18 protein-coding genes and 1 pseudogene are annotated in these 18,970 nt (G+C 66.9%); 12 read left to right on the top strand and 7 right to left on the bottom strand.

Going from position 1 to position 18,970, the window contains the following annotated elements; genetic code table 11:
• Positions 1-170: 170 nt before the first annotated feature.
• The 5 genes from ABG80_RS16425 (at position 171) to ABG80_RS16405 (ending at position 3,503) form a co-directional block, all read left to right on the top strand.
• Positions 171-755 carry an RNA polymerase sigma factor gene (locus ABG80_RS16425; RefSeq protein ID WP_235513905.1) on the top strand — a complete coding sequence of 195 codons (585 nt, stop codon included), beginning with the start codon at positions 171-173 and terminating at the stop codon, positions 753-755.
• Positions 752-1,375: a DUF3619 family protein gene (locus tag ABG80_RS16420; protein ID WP_058088707.1), complete on the top strand. Its 624-nt coding sequence runs from the start codon at positions 752-754 to the stop codon at positions 1,373-1,375. Before ABG80_RS16425 ends, ABG80_RS16420 begins: the two co-directional genes overlap by 4 nt.
• A gap of 13 nt (positions 1,376-1,388) precedes the next feature.
• Positions 1,389-2,222: a DUF3106 domain-containing protein gene (locus ABG80_RS16415; protein ID WP_160322567.1), complete on the top strand. Its 834-nt coding sequence runs from the start codon at positions 1,389-1,391 to the stop codon at positions 2,220-2,222.
• A 63-nt stretch (positions 2,223-2,285) separates the two neighbouring features.
• Complete coding sequence (locus ABG80_RS16410) at positions 2,286-2,843, top strand: RDD family protein (protein WP_083506203.1); 558 nt, start codon at positions 2,286-2,288, stop codon at positions 2,841-2,843.
• A gap of 48 nt (positions 2,844-2,891) precedes the next feature.
• The gene (locus tag ABG80_RS16405; RefSeq protein WP_058088705.1) at positions 2,892-3,503 is read left to right on the top strand and encodes an LOG family protein; all 612 of its coding nucleotides are present in this window, start codon (positions 2,892-2,894) and stop codon (positions 3,501-3,503) included.
• A 50-nt stretch (positions 3,504-3,553) separates the two neighbouring features.
• On the opposite strand, the gene ABG80_RS16400 is transcribed toward ABG80_RS16405, so the two are convergent.
• Together ABG80_RS16400 and ABG80_RS16395 are read right to left on the bottom strand one after the other, a co-directional pair.
• Entirely contained in the window at positions 3,554-3,892 is a 339-nt protein-coding gene (locus ABG80_RS16400) for a P-II family nitrogen regulator (protein ID WP_058088704.1), read from the bottom strand.
• A gap of 56 nt (positions 3,893-3,948) precedes the next feature.
• Complete coding sequence (locus ABG80_RS16395) at positions 3,949-5,652, bottom strand: NAD+ synthase (protein WP_058088728.1); 1,704 nt, start codon at positions 5,650-5,652, stop codon at positions 3,949-3,951.
• Between ABG80_RS16395 and ABG80_RS16390 the strand changes: the two genes are divergently transcribed.
• From ABG80_RS16390 to ABG80_RS16370, 5 genes are all read left to right on the top strand, one after another.
• Positions 5,651-6,934 carry a GNAT family N-acetyltransferase gene (locus tag ABG80_RS16390; RefSeq protein ID WP_235513904.1) on the top strand — a complete coding sequence of 428 codons (1,284 nt, stop codon included), beginning with the start codon at positions 5,651-5,653 and terminating at the stop codon, positions 6,932-6,934. The genes ABG80_RS16395 and ABG80_RS16390 overlap by 2 nt on opposite strands.
• Before the next feature lie 60 nt (positions 6,935-6,994).
• Positions 6,995-7,489, top strand: a complete 495-nt coding sequence (locus ABG80_RS16385; protein ID WP_235513903.1) for a 3'-5' exonuclease — start codon at positions 6,995-6,997, stop codon at positions 7,487-7,489.
• Positions 7,490-7,699: 210 nt separating this feature from the next.
• On the top strand, positions 7,700-9,508 hold the full coding sequence (locus ABG80_RS16380) for a diguanylate cyclase domain-containing protein (protein ID WP_235513902.1): 1,809 nt from the start codon (positions 7,700-7,702) through the stop codon (positions 9,506-9,508).
• A gap of 148 nt (positions 9,509-9,656) precedes the next feature.
• The gene (locus ABG80_RS16375) at positions 9,657-11,174 is read left to right on the top strand and encodes an NAD(P)/FAD-dependent oxidoreductase (protein ID WP_083506202.1); all 1,518 of its coding nucleotides are present in this window, start codon (positions 9,657-9,659) and stop codon (positions 11,172-11,174) included.
• A gap of 157 nt (positions 11,175-11,331) precedes the next feature.
• The gene (locus ABG80_RS16370) at positions 11,332-13,215 is read left to right on the top strand and encodes an aminopeptidase P family protein (protein ID WP_058088701.1); all 1,884 of its coding nucleotides are present in this window, start codon (positions 11,332-11,334) and stop codon (positions 13,213-13,215) included.
• 21 nt (positions 13,216-13,236) lie between these two features.
• On the opposite strand, the gene ABG80_RS16365 is transcribed toward ABG80_RS16370, so the two are convergent.
• Entirely contained in the window at positions 13,237-13,944 is a 708-nt protein-coding gene (locus ABG80_RS16365; protein ID WP_058088700.1) for a Crp/Fnr family transcriptional regulator, read from the bottom strand.
• Between the two features lie 199 nt (positions 13,945-14,143).
• Between ABG80_RS16365 and ABG80_RS16360 the strand changes: the two genes are divergently transcribed.
• On the top strand, positions 14,144-15,022 hold the full coding sequence (locus ABG80_RS16360; protein ID WP_058088699.1) for a PaaX family transcriptional regulator C-terminal domain-containing protein: 879 nt from the start codon (positions 14,144-14,146) through the stop codon (positions 15,020-15,022).
• Positions 15,023-15,061: 39 nt separating this feature from the next.
• Complete coding sequence (locus ABG80_RS16355) at positions 15,062-16,129, top strand: fatty acid desaturase family protein (RefSeq protein ID WP_083506208.1); 1,068 nt, start codon at positions 15,062-15,064, stop codon at positions 16,127-16,129.
• A 43-nt stretch (positions 16,130-16,172) separates the two neighbouring features.
• On the opposite strand, the gene ABG80_RS16350 is transcribed toward ABG80_RS16355, so the two are convergent.
• The 4 genes and pseudogenes from ABG80_RS16350 to ABG80_RS16335 all read right to left on the bottom strand — a co-directional run bounded on the left by ABG80_RS16350 (position 16,173) and on the right by ABG80_RS16335 (position 18,952).
• Positions 16,173-16,622 carry a hypothetical protein gene (locus ABG80_RS16350; RefSeq protein WP_152987675.1) on the bottom strand — a complete coding sequence of 150 codons (450 nt, stop codon included), beginning with the start codon at positions 16,620-16,622 and terminating at the stop codon, positions 16,173-16,175.
• Entirely contained in the window at positions 16,619-17,488 is an 870-nt protein-coding gene (locus ABG80_RS16345; protein ID WP_058088697.1) for an FAD:protein FMN transferase, read from the bottom strand. Before ABG80_RS16345 ends, ABG80_RS16350 begins: the two co-directional genes overlap by 4 nt.
• 5 nt (positions 17,489-17,493) lie before the next feature.
• Complete coding sequence (locus tag ABG80_RS16340; RefSeq protein WP_058088696.1) at positions 17,494-18,048, bottom strand: FMN-binding protein; 555 nt, start codon at positions 18,046-18,048, stop codon at positions 17,494-17,496.
• A gap of 11 nt (positions 18,049-18,059) precedes the next feature.
• A pseudogene (locus ABG80_RS16335) lies at positions 18,060-18,952 on the bottom strand (DUF6662 family protein).
• Between the last annotated feature and the right edge of the window lie 18 nt (positions 18,953-18,970).

Here is an 18,970-nt window from a genome sequence, read left to right as displayed (position 1 = left end):
GCCTGCCACGGATGCCCTGTGGGGCAAACGACTCAGGCCAGATCGAGATGACGCAAAACAAACATTATCGCACCCCTGCGAGCCAATTCAAGTCAAACCCGGCTTGACAAGGGCTGGTGCCATAATGCGGCCGGCTCGAAACCACGGCCCGAAGCGGCCCGCCCCAGCGCTTGACCCCCCTGCCCACGCCATCCCGAGAAGAAGAACTCAACGCCTTCCTCAAAGGTGTCGAGTCGCGCGCCTTCCGGCGCACGGTGTACGCGGTTCGCCAGGACGACGCCGCGCTCGACATCGTTCAGGACGCCATGATCCGGCTGGCGCAAAGCTACGCCGACCGCCCGGCCAACGAATGGCCGATGCTGTTCCAGCGCATCCTCTCGAACGCCACCCTGGACTGGTTTCGGCGCCAGAAGGTGCGCAACGCGGTGTTCACCAGCATGGAAGAGATGGCGGGCTCTGCCGGTGGCGAAGATGGGGACTTTGACCTGCTGGAGGTCCTGGACGTGGAGGACACCGGCACGGAAGCTGCTGAAGTTCAGGTCAGCCGAGCCGAAACACTGAAACAAATCGAAGAAGAAATCGGGCAGCTGCCAGCGCGTCAACGGGAAGCGTTTCTGTTGCGTTACTGGGAGGAACTGGATGTTGCAGAAACGGCTGCGGCCATGGGGTGCTCCGAAGGGAGCGTCAAAACCCATTGTTCGCGAGCGGTTGCCGCACTGTCCAAGGCCCTGCAAGCCAGAGGGATCACATTGTGAAAACGCGCCAGACCACCCAGCTGAATGACGCCCAGCGCGAAGCGCTGCAGGCTCGCTTTGCGCTGCGCGTGACAGCGCGCCTGAACGAGGGCAACCAGGGGTTGCCGCACGACATCACCGAGCGTCTGCGCATCGCGCGTGAGCAGGCGGTTGACGCCGCACGCCTGGCCCAGCAGACCCGCTTGGGCGCGGTGGTCACTGGCGAGCTTGCCCCGGTGGGCTCGGCCGCCCTGGCCGGGGTGGGCGCCCAAGGCACCACCGTGCTGGGCGGCTGGAGTGAGGCCGGTCAGGCGCGCCAACCTGGCCACGGTCGCCGCCTCGACGACGGCCCGCTCTCGTGGGGGTGGAAGCTGGCCACGGCTTTGCCGGTGCTGGCCCTGGTGGCCGGACTTTGGCTGGTGCACGCCTACCACGACCAGGAAAAAGTCGAAGCCACGGCCGACATCGACACCGCCATCCTGACCGACGAGTTGCCCCCGGACGCCTACGCGGACCCGGGCTTCGAAGAGTTCCTGCGAGGGGACGAGCGCACGCCGATGCGCCCCATCGAAGAAGCGATTCCCGAAGCAGATGGTGACCTCAGCAGCACCGACACCGAAGCCGCCGAGATCACCCCCTGAGGACGCCCAGCGCATGATTGATTCGTCCTCACCATCCCGATCGCTCTTGTTGGGCAGCCTGCTGGCACTGGGCTGCCTGGGCCTGCTCGGCGGCCTGGCCTGGCACCCCTCGGCGCAAGCGACCACCAACGCACAGCCTGCCGTCGCCTCGACGTTGGGGGCACCCAGCGACTGGTCCCAGCTCAGCGCCTCGCAGCGCAAGGCGCTGGCCCCCCTGGCCTCGCAATGGGCCAGCCTGGCACCGTCCAGCCGCGTGAAATGGGTTGAAGTGGCTCGCCGGTTCGATCAACTGGCGCCATCCGAACAGGCGCGCGTGCAAGAGCGCATGGCCAGTTGGGCAGCCCTGCCGTCCGACCAGCGGGGCGAAGCCCGCCTGCGCTATCAGCAGTCGCGCCAGCTGCCAGCCGGTCAGCGGCAGGAAAAGTGGCAGGCCTACCAGGCCCTGTCCAGCGAAGAAAAGCAGGACCTCGGCCGCCAGGCCCAGCGCCGCAGCAAACCGGTGATGCTGCCCGATCGGGTGGCCGGCCCGCGCGAGCCCGCCCAGGCCTTTGGCAACAAGCGCACGGCCAGCACCGCCGGCTCCCCCGCCAAGTCCAACACGGTGCCCAATGCCGTGACGGCCAGCCCTCGCCAGCCCACGGTCGTCTCGCCCGCCACCGTCAAGGCGGGCTCTGGCGCCACCACCAACCTGGTGACACGACAGCCTTCGCCCCCCATGCACCAGCAGGTGGGCATGCCCAAGGTCAACGCCGCCAGGGGCTCGGTCGATCCGGTGACCTTGCTGCCACGCACGGGTGCCCAGGGTGCAGCCATGGCCAGCCTGCCGGCTTCAGGACAGCGTCCTTGAATCGGCCCCGGCCAGGCTGTCGACAGCGGTGATATCGTTCGCGGCTGTTGATCGTCACCTCCCATGTCCGTCTTTTCCATCCCATCCCAGGGCGGTCTGAGCTCGGCTCAATTGACCGCCCGAGCCCAGGGCCCCGCCGCTCCGCTCGCCCGCCGCATGGCTGCCTTCACCTACGAGGGCGTTCTGCTTTTTGGCCTTGTGATGGCGGTGGGCGCGCTCTATAGCATCGCAGTCGGGCAGCGCCACGGTCTGCAAGGGCGCGAAGGCATGATGGCGGCTCAATTCGTGTCGCTGGCCGCCTACTTCATGTGGTTCTGGACCCATGGGGGCCAGACCCTGGCGATGCGCACTTGGCAAATTCGCCTGCTCGACGCCTCGGGCGGTCCGATCTCCTTGTGGCAGGCGCTGACGCGCTTTCTGCTTTGCTGGCTGTGGTTCATGCCCGCCTGGCTGGCCGGCTGGCTGGCTGGCTGGCACCAATCCAAGTACCTGCTTGGGGGCATGCTGGTCTGGGCCCTGTTCTACGCCGGCATCTCTCGCTTGCTGCCCAGGCAGCAGTTCCTGCATGACCTCGTTTGCGGCACCCGGGTCATCGACCACCGAGACCAGCTGCCCACCTGAGTCACCGATGGCGCATCACGGCGCCCTGCCCCTTATTCGAGCCTCCTCATGACCTTTTCTCTCTGTGTTTACTGCGGCTCCCGCGATGGCCTGGATCCAGCGCACCTGGCGGCTGCGCGCGAGGTCGGGCGTGAAATCGGTCAACGTGGCTGGCGCCTGGTCTACGGTGGTGGGCACACCGGGCTGATGGGTGCGGTGGCCGACGCAGCGCTGGCCGCTGGCGCCGAGGTCATCGGCATCATCCCCGACAGGCTGATCGAGCGCGAACTCGGTCACGGTGGGGTCACCGAGTTGCAGGTGGTCGGCAGCATGCACGAGCGCAAGCAGAGAATGGCCGAGCAGTCGGATGCTTTCATCGCCCTGCCCGGCGGCATCGGCACCATGGAAGAGATTTTCGAGATCTGGACCTGGCGCCAGCTCGGCTACCACCGCAAGGCCTTGTGCCTGCTCAACGTGGGCGGCTACTACGATGACTTGTTGCGCTTCATCGATCGCAGCGAGGACAGTGGCTTCCTGTGGCCTGACGTGAAGGCCTTGCTGCAAGTGGGCACCGACATCGGCACGCTGCTTGACAGCCTCGCGGCCGAAGCGGCAAGCCTCCAAGCACAAACGCCACCCGACCAGCTGACTGGCACGGGTGGCGTTGCGCCGGGAACCTGAGCCTGCCGAGGGCCGATCAGGCGATCAGCCCTGCAAGCTTGGCCGCGGGATCAGACTGCGGCTTCGTCGGTCTCGCCGGTGCGGATGCGCACGACCTGCTCGACCGAGGTCACGAAAATCTTGCCGTCACCGATCTTGCCGGTCTTGGCGGCCTTGATGATGGCCTCGATGCAGCGCTCGACGTCATCGCCCTTGACCACGACTTCGATCTTGACCTTGGGCAGGAAGTCGACCACGTACTCGGCGCCACGGTACAGCTCGGTGTGCCCCTTCTGGCGACCAAAGCCCTTGACCTCGGTGACGGTCAGGCCAGTCACGCCCACTTCAGCCAGCGCCTCACGGACTTCTTCGAGCTTGAACGGTTTGATGACGGCTGTGATTTGTTTCATGGTGAGAACTCCGGAAGATGCGTCGGTACTGAGGCTTGATTTAAGCACGACTGCCGTCATGCACGAAAGCGGGAGGTGATGGGATAACGCCAGTCTCGTCCGAAGGCCCGGTGTGTGATGCGGATGCCGATGGGGGCCTGGCGGCGCTTGTATTCGTTGACCTTGATGAGGCGGGTGACCTTGTCGACATCGGCGGGGGCAAAACCGGCGGCCACGATCTGCTCGATGGACTGGTCCTGCTCCATGTATCGCTCCAGGATGGCGTCGAGCACGTCGTACTCGGGCAGGCTGTCCTGGTCGGTCTGGTCGGGGCGCAGCTCGGCCGAAGGCGGGCGGGTGATGATGCGCTCGGGGATGGGCTCGACCTGGCCGGCGGCCGCGGCCTGGGCGTTGCGCCAGCGCGAAAGGCGGTACACCAGCGTCTTGGCCAGGTCCTTGATGACGGCAAAACCGCCGGCCATGTCGCCGTAGAGCGTGCAGTAGCCCGTGGCCATCTCGCTCTTGTTGCCGGTGGTCAACACGATGGCACCGGTCTTGTTGGACAGGGCCATGAGCAGCGTGCCGCGAATGCGGGCCTGGATGTTTTCTTCGGTGGTGTCTTCCGCCCGGCCCACGAAGAGCGGCGCCAGAGAGGTCTTGAAGGCCTCGAACTCGGGAGCGATGGCGATCTCGTCGTGGCGCACGCCCAGGCGCTCGGCCATGTCGCGCGCGTCGATCCAGGAGATGTCGGCCGTGTAGGGCGACGGCATCATCACGGTGCGCACCTTGTCGGCGCCCAGGGCATCGACCGCGATCGCCAGCACCAGGGCCGAGTCGATGCCGCCGGACAGACCGATGATGGCGCCGGGGAAGCCGTTCTTGCCCAGGTAGTCGCGCACGCCGGTGACCAGGGCCTGCCAGATCTCGGCTTCAGGCGGCAAGGGCGCGGTCATGGCACCACCAACGTGCCCACCCACCTGCACTCGCAGGTGCAAGGTGGCGACCTCGAAGCTGGGTGCACGGGCCATGACCTGGCCCGACGCATCGACCGCGAACGAAGCGCCATCGAAGACGACCTCATCCTGCCCGCCCACGAGGTGGGCGTACAACAACGGCAGGCGAACCTGGCGGGCGCGCTCGCCCATGCGCTGCTCGCGTTCGGCCAGCTTGCCGGCGTGGAAGGGCGAGGCGTTGAGCACGACCAGGACTTGGGCGCCGGCGGCCGCAGCAACTTGGGCCGGCTCCTCGAACCAGGCGTCTTCGCAGATCAGCACGCCCACCTTCCAGCCATCGGCATCCACCACCAGAGGCTGCAGGCCCGCATCGCGCCCGCTGGCGAAGTAGCGGCGCTCGTCGAAGACCTGGTAATTGGGCAGCTCGCGTTTGGCATAGGTGCCCACCACCTGACCGCCCCGCAGGGCGCTGGCGGCGTTGAGCAGGCGGGGCACGGCGTGCGAGCGGGTGCGCACACCTTCGTCGCGCTGGCGCTGCGGATGACCGATGATCAGCGTCAGGCCGACCAGGTCGGCCAGGTCGGCCGCGAGCTGGGACAAAGCCGCTTCACAGGCCCCCAGGAAGGCTGGGCGCAGCAGCAGGTCCTCAGGGGGGTAGCCGCACAGGGCCATTTCCGGCGTCACCACCAGGCGAGCGCCTTCGGCGTAGGCTTGGCGGGTCGCTTCGGCGATGAGGCGAGCGTTGCCGGCCAGGTCGCCGACAACAGGGTTGATTTGCAGCAGGGCTGCGTGAAGCACAGGAGCGGCCGCAGGGGTCACAGCGTTCATGGACATGGATCGGGCAGACAGCGCACCAGGCGCACAAGGGCAGGCCAACATGGTACCGGCAGCCGGCCGGCTGGCGTGGCTCGACCACCCTTCGCAGGTGGATTCAAGTGAGTGGGACACCTTGGTGGCGGGCATCGAAGGCGGCACGCCTTTCCTGCGTCATGGCTTCCTGAGCGCCATGGTCGACAGTGGCAGTGCCTGCTCGGAAACCGGCTGGCGACCGCGCTTCCTCATCGTGATCGATGCACAAGGCCACCTGCTCGGGGCCTGCCCGGTGTTCTTGAAGTCGCACTCCTATGGTGAGTACGTCTTCGACTGGGCCTGGGCCGACGCTCACGACCGCGCGCTGGCTGCTCACGGACACACCTACTTTCCCAAGCTGCTTTCGGCCTCGCCTTTTTCACCGATCCCCGGGGTGCGGCTGCTGGTGCGCCCCGGGCTGTCTGTGGCCGATGTGGCTTCGGTGCGGCGGCAGATGCTCCGGGCACTGAGCCAAGCCTGCGAAGAAAAGGGCTGGTCGTCGGCGCACCTGCTGTTCACGTCGCCCGACGAAACCAGGCTGGCCCAGGAGGCGGGCTGGCTCGTGCGGCAGGGCGTGCAGTTCCACTGGCACAACCGCGAACCCGAGCCTTACGCCAGCTTCGAAGACTTCCTGGCCAGCTTGCAGCGAGACAAGCGCAAAAAGATCCAGCAGGAGCGGCGCAAGGTGCGCGACGCCGGCGTCACCTTCGAGGTGCTGGAGGGCGCGGCCATCACCGAGGCGGACTGGGATTTCTTTCACCGCTGCTACACGCGCACCTACCTCGAACACGGTCAGCGTCCCTACCTGGATCGCCGCTTCTGGACGTTGGCCAGCCAGGCGGGGCCCGATCAGTGGATGATGTTCATCGCCAGCCTGGGCGGCGAACGCATCGCGGCATCGCTGCTGGCTGTCGATCCGCTCAACCGACTGGCTTTTGGTCGCTACTGGGGCGCCGTGCACGCGGTGTCATGCCTGCACTTCGAGGCCTGCTATCACCTGCCGCTGTCCTGGTGCATCGAGCGGGGCATGCGCCGCTTCGAAGGGGGCGCGCAAGGCGAGCACAAACTGGCCAGAGGCCTGCTGCCCAGCCCGACGCGCTCGGTGCACTGGCTGCGCCACCCTGGCCTGCGTGAAGCCGTGGCCGATTTCTTGCAACGGGAGTCGCAAGGCATCGGTCGCTACGTGGACGAGCTCGAGGACAGGGCACCGTTCAAACCCTCTGGCGAGTCGACGCAAGCAGGTACAACATCCACTGAATAAAACAGGCTGAGACAACCCGCCATGCAAGGCACCCCATCGCCAAGCCCCCCCGCCCCGGTCTTGCCCACCATCCTCGACATCGAGGCCTCCGGCTTCGGCCCGGGCAGCTACCCCATTGAGGTCGGCTTTGTCACCAGCGAGGGAAAAGCGTGGTGCAGCCTCATCCGACCCGAAGCCGACTGGCAACACTGGGACGACGAAGCCGCCTCCATGCACGGCATCACCCGCGCGCACATCGAGCGACACGGCCGCAGCGTCGCTGACATCGCCAACGCGCTGAACGAGCGCCTGCGCGGCCAGACCGTCTACTCGGACGCCTGGGCTCACGACTACGCCTGGCTCAATCGCATCTACGAGTCGGCCAAGCGCAGCCCCAGCTTCAAGCTCGACAACCTGCGCGCCCTGCTCGATGAGCAACAGGCCGCGCACTGGCACGAGGTCAAGGCATCGCTGACCGGCACGCTGGGCAGTCAGGGCCACCGCGCCAGCGCCGACGCCCGGCTGCTGCAGCAAACCTTCCTGGCCGTGCAGGCTTGGCGCATGGCCGAGGTCTGAGTCAAGTTCAGGTCGGCGCAAAAAAACCCCTTGGGCACTCAAGTCACCGCGGGCGTGACCGAAATCCCCATCACTGTCCTCTCAACAGTCGGGGTGTCCATGTCGTCGCTGATGTCTTCGGTGAACATGGGGACGCCCACCAGCCCTTTCCACCCAGCACACCGCGCCTCCGGGCTGGTTTCGCTGGCCTGCCTCGCGGCAGGGCTCGCGTTGACGTCCTCTCATCAAGTGCCGGTCCAGGTGGCCGGCCTGTTCCTGGCCGGGGCCTCCGGCTGGATGAGCTGGCGGGCCCACGCCCGCATGCGTCGGGCGCTGGAGCTGGCCCACCGCAACGAGTCCACCTGGCAGGCCTGCCTGCAGGGCAGCCAGGACGCGGTCATGGTGCTGGAGCGCCGCAACGACATGATGGGCCGCTTCATGGGCTACACGGTCGTGCAGGCCAACCACCAGGCGCATCAGCTGTTCCGCACAGATGGGCTGCCGCTGGTGGGGCAGTTGCTCAAGGACGTCGTGCCAGAGAGCGAACATGGCAACTTCCACCAACGGGTGCGGCTGGCCGCCGAATCCGGGCAAGCCCAGGTCGACGAACACGCCAGCGCCTCGCCTGAGCGCCAGCAAGCCCAGCGCTGGCTGCACCATCAAATCATCCCCTTGCCGTCCGGCATGGCGCTGATCTCGCGGGACACCACCGAGGTCCACGAATCCATCCAGGCCTTGCGCGAACAGGAAACCTTCTACCGCAGCGCGGTCGACAGCCTGCCGATGGCGCTCTACGCCCGCAGCGCCCGAGCGCACAACCAGGGCCGCTACATCGTCTGGAACCGACAGGCGGCCGAGACCATGCAGATGTCGGCGGAGCAGGTCCTGGGGCGGCGGGCCTGCGACGTCATGCCCAGCGAGATCGCGCAGCGGGGTGACGCGCACGACCAGTTGGTGGTGCGGGAGCCTCGCACGCGCTTCTTCCCCAACCTGCCCTTCCAAACGCCTCAAGGCGAACGCCTGATCGACCTGATCAAGACACCGGTCTACGGCGTTGACGGGCAACTGGACCACATCCTGTCGATCGCCACCGACGTGACCGAGAGCCGGCGCGCGGCCGAGCAGCTCAAGCTGGCATCCCGCGTGATGGATGAAACCGCCGACGCCGTGGTGGTCAGCGATGCGCTCGACCGCATCGTGATGGTCAACCCGGCATTCCTCAAGCTGATGGGATTGAGCCGTCAGGAGGTCATCGGTCAGGGTGCGGAGTTGCTGGGTTTGACCCCGCTGCGCGAAAGCCACCTGCCCGGCGTCGAGGCCGCTTTGAAGTCAGGCCAACGGTGGGCGGGAGAGTGCGCGCTGGTGGGTGCGGACGGGCGCTCACTGGAGACCTGGCTGGCCGTGACCACCCTGCGAGGTGAAGACCAGCGCCTGTCACAACACATCCGCGTGCTGACCGACATCTCCGTGCTCAAGGCTCAGCAGCGCGAGCTGGCCGAGCAAGCGCGCCGCGACAGCCTCACCGGCTTGCCCAACCGCCGCGTGTTCGTCGAGCGCCTGCGCCAGGCCATGGCCCGCGCACGCCGCAAGCCTCAGACGCTGGCCGTCATGTTCATCGACCTGGACGGTTTCAAGGCCATCAACGACCGCCTCGGCCACGCAGCCGGCGACAAGCTGCTCATCGAGGTCGCGACACGACTGGAGTCCTGCGTGCGCGACACCGACTGCGTCTGCCGCCTGGCGGGTGACGAGTTCACCATCATCCTCGAAGGAGCAGGCCACCCGACCGAGGTGCACCGCATCGGCCAGCGCATCCTGGAGCGCCTGGGTCAGCCCTGCGTGATCGGCGAGGAAACGATCTGGCCATGCGCCAGCGTGGGCGCGGCGTTGTTCGAAGCGCAAGACAGCCACGACAGCCTGTGTCAGCGCGCCGACGCCGCGATGTACACCGCCAAACGCGCGGGCAAAGCCCGCTTCGTGCTGCAGGGTGACGAGCTGGCACCGCATCGCCCCCCATCGGCGCAACAAGCCTGCGCCTGAGGCCTGCATTCCCCGCGATCGAGGGGCGCACCACAACGGTGCCACGCGCCCGCCATCCGGATCACCCTGGTATAAACACCAAGCCCCAACGGACAGCCTGCTGGATGCAGGCTGTCGTCGTTTCGCCCAACCTTCCCTTTTGTCGCGCATGCAGCCTCACGACCGCCCCGCTTCTCACTTCGTCGCCACACAAAAAGTGCCGACCAGTCGACCTGCGGGGACCCAGCGGCAGCGTGTCGTCATCGTCGGCTGCGGCTTCGGAGGCCTGGAAGCCGCCAAAGCGCTGGAGGGCGCCAATGTGGACGTGGTCGTCATCGACCGCACCAACCACCACCTGTTTCAGCCCTTGCTCTACCAGGTGGCGACCGCCGGCCTGCCCGCACCCGCCATCGCCGCGCCCATCCGGCACGTGTTGCGCAAGCAGATCGCCCAGGGTCACCTGACGGTGCTGATGGGCGAGGTCACGTCGATCGACACCGCCTCGTCGTGCGTGGTGCTCGATGGCGGCGAACACCTGCACTACGACCAGCTCATCGTGGCCGCTGGCGCCACCCACAGCTACTTCGGGCGGGACGACTGGGCCAAGTACGCGCCCGGCCTCAAGACCCTGGGCGATGCCTTCACCATCCGTCGCCGGGTGCTGACCGCGTTCGAGCAAGCCGAGCGCGAGCCCGATCCGGCCAAGCGCGTACCCTGGCTGACCTTCGCCGTGGTCGGTGCCGGCCCCACCGGCGTCGAGATGGCCGGCACCATGTCCGAGATCGCTCAGCACACCCTGAGCGCCGAATTCCGCCGCATCGACTCGCGCGACGCCCGCGTCATCCTGCTCGAAGGCGCACCGCGCGTGCTCGGCACCTTCACCGAAGACCTGTCACAGCGCGCCAAGGAACAACTCGAAGGCCTGGGCGCCGAGGTGCTGCCCGGCGCCAAGGTGACCAACATCACCGCCTTCGGCATCCACTACGACGTGGCCGAGAAGCAGCCCGATGGCAGCAGCCGCAACGTCTCGCACTTCTTGCCCACCCGCACGGTGATCTGGGCTGCCGGCGTGGCGGCCTCACCGCTGGGCAAGGCCCTGGCCAAGAGCACCGGCTGCGAGCTCGACCGCGCTGGTCGCGTGGTGGTGCAACCTGACCTGACCATCCCCGGCCACCCCAACATCCACGTGGTGGGCGACCTGGCCAGCGCCAAGAGCTACCTCGACCCGCACAACCCCACGCCCGTGCCAGGCGTGAGTCCCGGCGCCAAGCAGATGGGCCGCAAGGCCGCCTTCAACATCATGCGCCGCATGAAGGGCCTGGAGCCTCAGGCCTTCCGCTACTTCGACTACGGCTCGCTGGCCACCATCGGCAAGCGCGCGGCCGTGGCCATGATCGACCTGCCCTTCACCAAAAAGCAGGTGCGCTTCAGCGGCTTCTCAGCCTGGCTGTTCTGGCTCTTCGTGCACGTGTACTTCCTGATCGGGTTCCGCAACCGCATGGTGGTGATGATGGACTGGGCCTGGGCCTACTTCACCTCGCAGCGCCACGCCCGCGTCTTCCCAGACCCGCACGCGCTGGAGCCGCACAAGGTGCTGGTGAGCGTGGCAGATGCGCGCGCCACGCCGGCAGCACCCGTTGCAGCGGCAGCCACCGCGGCAGCCACGGCACCCAGCCAGGCCGGCTGAAGCCTTGCGCCCCAGCCCGCGATCAGGATCGCCTTGGGCCGACTGGTCGACGTTGCCAGGTCCCACCGTGGATGACAACGGGCGCTGGCAGGTCATGCCCGGCGTGGCAACATCGGGCCTGAACGCCTGACGCACCAGGCCCGAGCAGGACCCACCCGTGAACGCCCCCACACACACTTCCCCTCACGCCGCCCGCCTGAGCACCTTGCGCGCCCACATGGCGGCCAGGGGCTGGCAGGCCGTGCTGCTGCCCAGCAGCGACCCGCACCTCTCCGAATACCTGCCCGAGCGCTGGCAGGGCCGAGCCCACTTCAGCGGTTTCACCGGTTCGTCGGGCACGCTGCTCGTGGCCGCAGATCGTGCCGCCGTCTTCACCGACAGCCGCTACTGGACGCAGGCAGAAGCCGAGCTCGCCGGCACGGGGGTGGAGCTGGTCAAGCTCGACGGCGCCTTCAACCCGGCGTGTGCCGAGTGGCTGCAGGCGCTGGGCCTCAAAGGAGAAGCTGCAAGAGCTGGCAGCGACGGCGCAACGCTCACGCTGGCCACCGACGGCGCCGTCATGGGCCTGGCCCAGACCCAGCAACTGCAATCGACGCTGAAGGACGCCGGCTGGCGCCTGCACACCCGGGACGACGTGCTCGAAGGTGCCTGGCCAGAGCGCCCTGGCCTGCCAACGGCCCCGGTTTACGAGCACGTGCAGCCACACGCATCGACTTCGCGCGCCGACAAATTGGCCAACGTGCGCCAAGCCCTGGCCGAGCGTGGCGCCACCCACCACTGGATCGCCACACTCGACGACCTGGCTTGGCTGCTGAACCTGCGTGGCGCCGACGTCGAATACAACCCGGTCTTCCTGGCGCACCTGCTGGTCTCGCCCGACGGTGCCGAGCTCTTCGTGGGCGAGGGCAAGGTCGATGCCACCCTGGCCGCTCGGCTGGCTGCCGATGGTGTGCAATGCCGCCCCTACGAGCAGGCCCTGCCCACCATCGCCAAACTGCCCAACAGCGCCGTGCTCTGGCTCGACCCCAAGCGCACCACCTGGGGCTTGCGCGAGGCCGTGCCTGAAAGCGTGCGGGTGATCGAGGCCATCAACCCCAGCACCCTGGCCAAGTCACGCAAAACAGACGCCGAGGCCGCGCACATCCGCGAAGCCATGGAGCGCGACGGCGCGGCCATGTGCGCCTTCTACGCCTGGCTCGAACAAGCGCTGGGCCACGAGCACGTGAGCGAGCTCACCATCGACGAGCGCATGACCGCCGAGCGAGCCAGGCAGCCCGGCTACGTGTCGCTGAGCTTCCCCACCATCGCGGGCTTCAACGCCAACGGCGCCCTGCCCCACTACCGCGCCACGCCCGAGGCCTTCTCACCCATCAGCACACCACAGGGCCTGGTGGCCGAAGGACTGCTGCTGATCGACTCGGGCGCGCAGTACCTGGGCGGCACCACCGACATCACCCGCGTGTGGGCCATCGGCACGCCCACCGCGGCGCAAAAGCGCGACTTCACGCTCGTGCTCAAGGGCACGCTGGGGCTGTCGCGCACGCGCTTCCCACTGGGCACGCTCGCGCCCATGCTCGACGCCATCGCGCGCGCGCCGCTGTGGGCAGAAGGCCTGGACTTCGGCCACGGCACCGGCCACGGCGTGGGCTACTTCCTGAACGTGCACGAGGGCCCGCAGTCCATCTCCAAGGCCATGCCCAACCCGGACATGGCCATGCACCCGGGCATGATCACGTCGATCGAGCCGGGGCTGTACCGGCCAGGCCAGTGGGGCATCCGCATCGAGAACCTGGTGCTCAACGTGCCCGTGGCGCCCGCCGTGCCCGATGCCGAGCCGGGCACGCCTGAACACGGCCATTACCTCGCCTTTGAAACGCTGAGCTTGTGCCCGATCGACACGCGCTGCATCGACCTGGGCCTGATGCGCCCCGACGAGATCGACTGGCTCAACGCCTACCACGCCGAGGTGCGCCGCCGCCTGTCTCCGCACGTGAGCGGCGAGGCCTTGAGCTGGCTGGTGCGACGCACCGAGCCCATCTGATCAACACCTGCTCCGGCCGGCTCACACACAACCGGCCAGCCGCTCCACATCGGGGATGACGATCTCGCGCCGGTTCACCGCGATCAGGCCGCGGGACTGCAAGTCATGCAGGATGCGCGAGAAGTGCTCGGGCGTGACCGACAACAGCGAGGCGATCGTGCCCTTGCTGGCCGGCAGCGACACCGTGCAAGCCGACGTGGCCGCCTGAGGACTCGTGCGCAGCAGGTAGCTGACGACGCGCTGCGCCGCGCTGTGAAGGGTCACGGCTTCGATGTCGCGCACCAGGCGGTTGAGTCGCCCGGAGACATCGGCCAGCAGCTTGACGGCCAACTTCGGCTCCGCCTGCAACTCCACCAGCAACTGGGTTCGCGGCAACAGCAACAGCTGCGCTTCGGTGAGCGCGGCCGCATGGCTGACATGGCGCATCACGCTTGAGCCCTGCCCAGTCACATCGGCCAGCAACAGCGAGCCGCCAAGGCTCGCGGGGGCCGACACCACCTCGATCACCTTTTCCTGGCCATTGTCTGCCCGGGCGTACACCTTGATCTGCCCCTTGATGACCACGTAAAGCCCCTCGCTGACATCCCCCGAATGGAACAACTCGTCCCCACGGGCGAGGTGGATGCGCTGAGCCGACGCCGCCATGCGCGCCAGGGTTGGCTCAGGGGCTTCGCGAAACAGGTTCAGCCCGCGCAGGACATGGCCTGCGTCGAACGGGGCGGGTGGCATCTCATGCTCCTTCGGGGTTCTGCACGCCCTGAATTCTGAGAAGCCCCGTCTGCAACGGACTTGATGTCGCGCAAGGATTGCCTGCTTGCCAGGCCCTCGCTCCGAGCGCAAGCGCGTGCCACGGGCAGAACCAAGTGACAACCCTTAGGCATCAACACATTACATGGATTAGCATAAGCAATCATTCGATGTCACAAGCATGGCGACCACCCCAAAAAACCTGATCCTCAACCTGCTGCTCGCTGCAGCGGGCGAGCCGTTGAGCGCGAGCGACGCCGTGGCCTCCTGCCAACTGTTCGGCATCCGGGAAAACAGCGTGCGTGTGGCCCTGGTGCGCCTGAACGCAGCAGGGCTGATCGAGTCGGTGGGCCGAGGCGCCTACCGACTGGGCCCCCAGGCGGCCACGTTGGCCGCCGACATCGCCAGTTGGCGCCACGCCGAGCAACGCGTCTGCGATTGGGACGGTGGCTGGCTGATGGTCAGCACCGCCGGCCTGCGGCGCAGCGACCGAGCCGCCTTGCGCTTACGTGAACGCGCGCTGGCTCTGGCTGGTTTCGAGACCCTTGCACCCGAGTTGCATGTTCGCCCCGACAACCTGATCGGCCATGCCGAAGGCGCTCGCCACCGCCTGCAACAACTGGGCTTGGATCCTGACGCCCACGTGTTCGTGGCCCGCGAGCTGGCGCCGGAACTCGACCAACGAGCCCGCCAACTCTGGGCAGGCAAGCACCTCGACCAAAGATACGCCCGCACCCGACACAAGCTCGAGACCTGGCTGCAAGGCGCCGACCAGCTCGAGCTCGAAACGGCCGCCCGGGAAAGCTACGTCCTTGGCAACGAAGCCATCCGGCAACTCGTCTTCGACCCATTGCTGCCTCAACCACTGGTGGACGTTTCGGCACGGCGCGACTTCCTGCAAGCCGTGATCGACTTCGACGCCGCCGGACATCGGATCTGGCAGAGCCTGCTCCCCTCGTTGCGCCACAACTCGGGCGACAGCAACCAGAGCGCTGGCAGCAGCGAGCCCCGCCCTCCACAGACCGAAGCGCACTCAGCACAGCGGCGCTGGACCCACTGACCCCCTTTGCCGCAGCAACCCACCGCCAACGACCACCCCATGCGCGCCCCCACCTCTTCGAACGCCCCCCAATCGGCCCTCGCCCAAGATGCCCAGGTCGAAAGCGCCACGCCCACCGAGCTGCCGACGGCCACGCGCAGGAGGCTCAAGGACCTGTTCACCCGAGAGCAACTGGCCACGCTGACCGAGCGCTCGGACTGGCTCGGGGCCTGGGCCATCGCCTCCACCTGGGGCGTGATCGCTGCCGCCTTCGCGGTGCTGGCCTGGTGGCCCAGCGTGTTCACGTTCGTGCTGGCCAGCATCGTGATCGCCGGCCGCCAACTGTGCCTGGCCATCCTGCAGCATGAGGGCTCGCACGGCACGCTGTTCAAAAGTCGCTGGGCCAACGACGTGCTCACCGACTGGCTCTGCGCTCGCCCCATCTGGCAGAACCTGCCCAAGTACAAGGTGCATCACTTCGGGCACCACACGCGCACCGGCACGCTGGAGGACCCGGACATCTCGCTGCACGCCGACTACCCCGTGACCCGCGCCTCGCTGCTGCGCAAGGTGCTGCGCGACATCTCCGGCCTCACCGGGCTGAAGTTGACCTACGGCTTGTTCATGATGGACGCTGGCGTGTTCAAGTGGACGGTGGCCAACCACATCGAGCGCCTGCCCCAGGCCGGCCGCACCTGGCCCGAGCGCATCGCCACCACCGCGAAGAACATGGCCCCCGTGGTGCTGACCAACCTGCTGCTTTGGGCCGCGCTGGCCGCGACGGGGCATGCCTGGCTGTACTGGGCCTGGGTGGTGGCCTACCTCAACGTGCTGCCGCTGTTCGTGCGCATCCGCTCCATCGCCGAGCACGGATGCCTGCCGCGCTCGCCCGACATGTTCCTCAACACCCGCACCACGAAGGCTGGCTGGCTGGCGCGCATGACGGTGGCCCCTGTTCATGTGAACCACCACATGGAGCACCACGTGATGGCATCGGTGCCTTATCACCGACTGCCGCTGATGCACAAGTGGCTGCGCGAACGGGCAGGTGTACCAGAGGCCCCTGCTTACCTGCAAGTGCTCAAACTGGCCAGCGACGGTCAGCCTCGGACGTCGAGCCGCCGATGAGACAGGTGACCTGGACCGTCCTGCCGAGAAACCCATGTGGCGCTCAGCGGCGCTTCATGGTCCGGTCACGATGCCAGGGCGCCCACCAGGCATGCCAGGCAAAAGGCAGCACCACAACCAGCCCGACAACGAGGTGCACCCAGGCTGCCAACACCGAAAGCCACTCGTCTCCCAGGTAATAGATGCCCAGGGCGCTGCCAGCCAGCATCGACAGCAGGCACACCAGCACGGCCCCGCTGACTCGCTGCAGCTTGCGTCGCCAGCCCGCGCGCATGTGCACGGTCCACAAAGCCCCCACCACCCAGGTGCCGAACATGGCGCTCAAAGCGTGCCAGGCGGCAACTCCCACCCGCTGCGAACCATCGAGGTGCCAGGGCACGTCCACCTCCGCGCGCATCATCAGCATGGATGGCGCCAACAAAAGGCCGCTGAGCAAAAGCGATAAAGCCACGGCCATGAGACCAGGGCGGAACCAGCGGGGATGAGCGTTCATGGCGAAAATCGGTGCAAGGGAACCACCTGTGCGGCCCCGATGGCGGCGCCCTCGATCAGGCAGCCCCCCAGTTGTCGAATGACGGCCACCCGCCCAGTCTCGGGGCACGCAGCGGCCACCTTGGTCAGCGCATCGGCACGCCATGCACGCTTGGCCAACACGGTCCACACACCCGGCGCTGGCGCCTGCCCATCCGGGGCCAGGATGTGGGCCGGCCAACGCGCATGGGGTCCGGGTTGCTCGTCTTTCAAGTTCTTTTGGGACCGAACCATTGAGGTGGCCAATGCGGCCTGATGCAGCGTGCCAATCGGCACCAACCGTCCATCGGCCTCGCGTCGATGCATCGGCACCAGGGCATCACCGAATGCACGCACATCGCCGCCTGCGTTCACCCAGCCTGCCACGGCCCCCGCGCGCTGCAGCGCCGAAACCGCCAGGTCCACCGCGAAGCCTTTGGCCACGCCGTCGAGAGTCAAGCGCAAAGGCCGATGCAGGCGCACCCAACCCCGTCCAATCTCGATGTCATCAACATGCCCACGTGGCAACCAATTCCGTCCGTGCTCTGGCAGCACACCGACTTCGGTCAGCAAGCCGCCCACGGTGATGTCGAACGCGCCACCGCTGCGCCGCATCAGCGCACACGCCAAGCGCAGCAGGCGAAGGGTGTGGCGATGCACTGGCACGCACACGCCATGGGTGGCATTCAGGCGAGACAACTCGCTCGACGCATCCTGCACGCTCCAGTCGCGCTGGGCCCGCTCGATGACCCGCCAGGCCTGGTCCACCGCATGCGCGGCACCAGGCCCCTCCGCGTGGACCTCGGCGAAAGTGCCCAACAGGGGCCGCATGCGGCGCACCACCTCCACGGAGTTCAAGCCTTCACCAGGAACAGCTTGTGGATGGCAAGCAGGCGTTTGACGCCGTCCATCACATTGCGGCACGACAGGGTGGCGCCCGTGATGTTGGGCACGTCCTCGTCCAGCTTGAAGGGGTCAGACAAGTTCTTGCCAACCAGGTGTCTGCGCCAGGTCGCCTCACGGATCTGCCCGCCGTGCGTCTCGCGGTACTCCATCACCTCCACGCCCAGGACGCGCCCATCTGGCGATATCGCCACGGCGTAGGTGATGAAGTCATGCTTGCCGATGACGTCGTCCACGATGAACCAACCTTGCAGTTGGCCATCCCGCTCGGCGCGCCACACCCTCTGGGCATCCCACCGCTGGCGCAGGCCGGAGGCCGCCTTGATGCGGTCCTTCTGGGCATCGTCGAATTTGAGCGATGCCTCGGCAAACACCTTGGCAGACGGGAACAAAGCCGCCTGGGCCTGAGCCACCGACAGGTAACTCATGGCATGGGTGGGCGGAGCGGCCACGGCCAGGGCCGCCACCGGCAACAGGAATGCGCTCCAGTCACGCGTCGTGCTCATGCCCGGCTCCTTCAGAAGTTGAAACCCACCTTCAGGCGGATTTCCTGCTTCGTCTTCTCAATGAGATGCAGTTTCTCGGTCTGACCTTCGTACTTCTCGCCGCCCCCGCGAACCTGCTTGAACCAGGTCAGCGTGACCCACCAGTCCTTGGCGCCGTAGTGCAGGCTCGGGCCCGCGAAAACGGACCAGCGCTCCTTGCCGACATCGGTCTCGTACTCGGCTTCGTACTGGGTTTCTGCGCCAATGAACCAGCCAGGTGCGAAGCGGTAGGTCAGGCCCGTGGACAGCTTGGTTTCGATCTCCACCTCGGGTTCGGTGGACCATTCGAAATCTTCAGGCAGGTTGCCGATCGCTGCGCGCTTGGCGTAAGTGGCTTCCAGCGCAGCGTTCGTCACCCAGACGACCTGGCCCTCGGCAAAGTACTTCTGCAGCTGCGCCCCCAGCTCGAATTTGTTGGCTTTCTTCTTCTGGCCGGAATGGGGGTCCACCGTGTTGCGGGTGTACTCGAACGTACCCGACAGACCAATGTCGTCCTTGGCTGGACTCAGGAAGTTGTACTTGGCTTCCAGAGAGAAGCCGGCCGGCTTCAGGTCAAAAGACTTGTCGCTTGGCAAGTAGCCGTTGATCAGCAAGCCGCTGGTCGACAGTGACATCAGCTTGACCGCGCCCGACACCGTCAGGCGGTTGGTCACGCCGTACTCCAGCTCGGTCGGTAGTCGGTGGCGCGGTAGGTGCCTTCGCCCTTGTCGCTGCGGTGGGTGACGAACTGGTAGAGCTCGAACGATCCCTGGGGCAGGGTCTCGCTGCCACGGGCGTAGCCAAAAAGGTTTTCATCGGCGTGCGCATGGGTGCCGAGGACAGCCAGGGCCAGGGCCGAGGCGCGCAGGGTGCGTGAAGGGTTCATGGGAGGCTTTTTGATGTG

This window comes from Aquabacterium parvum (assembly GCF_001447195.1).
GTDB classification, from domain to species: domain Bacteria; phylum Pseudomonadota; class Gammaproteobacteria; order Burkholderiales; family Burkholderiaceae_C; genus Aquabacterium; species Aquabacterium parvum.
This window is presented reverse-complemented; position numbering and strand designations above follow the sequence as displayed.

Excerpts from the sequence above, each read along its gene's own strand:
- ABG80_RS16415 (WP_160322567.1), top strand. The coding sequence starts at position 1,389 with ATGATTGATTCGTCCTCACCATCCCGATCGCTCTTGTTGGGCAGCCTG.
- ABG80_RS16410 (WP_083506203.1), top strand. The coding sequence starts at position 2,286 with ATGTCCGTCTTTTCCATCCCATCCCAGGGCGGTCTGAGCTCGGCTCAA.
- ABG80_RS16405 (WP_058088705.1), top strand. The coding sequence starts at position 2,892 with ATGACCTTTTCTCTCTGTGTTTACTGCGGCTCCCGCGATGGCCTGGAT.
- ABG80_RS16400 (WP_058088704.1), bottom strand. The coding sequence starts at position 3,892 with ATGAAACAAATCACAGCCGTCATCAAACCGTTCAAGCTCGAAGAAGTC.
- ABG80_RS16390 (WP_235513904.1), top strand. The coding sequence starts at position 5,651 with ATGGACATGGATCGGGCAGACAGCGCACCAGGCGCACAAGGGCAGGCC.
- ABG80_RS16395 (WP_058088728.1), bottom strand. The coding sequence starts at position 5,652 with ATGAACGCTGTGACCCCTGCGGCCGCTCCTGTGCTTCACGCAGCCCTG.
- ABG80_RS16375 (WP_083506202.1), top strand. The coding sequence starts at position 9,657 with ATGCAGCCTCACGACCGCCCCGCTTCTCACTTCGTCGCCACACAAAAA.
- ABG80_RS16365 (WP_058088700.1), bottom strand. The coding sequence starts at position 13,944 with ATGCCACCCGCCCCGTTCGACGCAGGCCATGTCCTGCGCGGGCTGAAC.
- ABG80_RS16360 (WP_058088699.1), top strand. The coding sequence starts at position 14,144 with ATGGCGACCACCCCAAAAAACCTGATCCTCAACCTGCTGCTCGCTGCA.
- ABG80_RS16355 (WP_083506208.1), top strand. The coding sequence starts at position 15,062 with ATGCGCGCCCCCACCTCTTCGAACGCCCCCCAATCGGCCCTCGCCCAA.
- ABG80_RS16350 (WP_152987675.1), bottom strand. The coding sequence starts at position 16,622 with ATGAACGCTCATCCCCGCTGGTTCCGCCCTGGTCTCATGGCCGTGGCT.
- ABG80_RS16340 (WP_058088696.1), bottom strand. The coding sequence starts at position 18,048 with ATGAGCACGACGCGTGACTGGAGCGCATTCCTGTTGCCGGTGGCGGCC.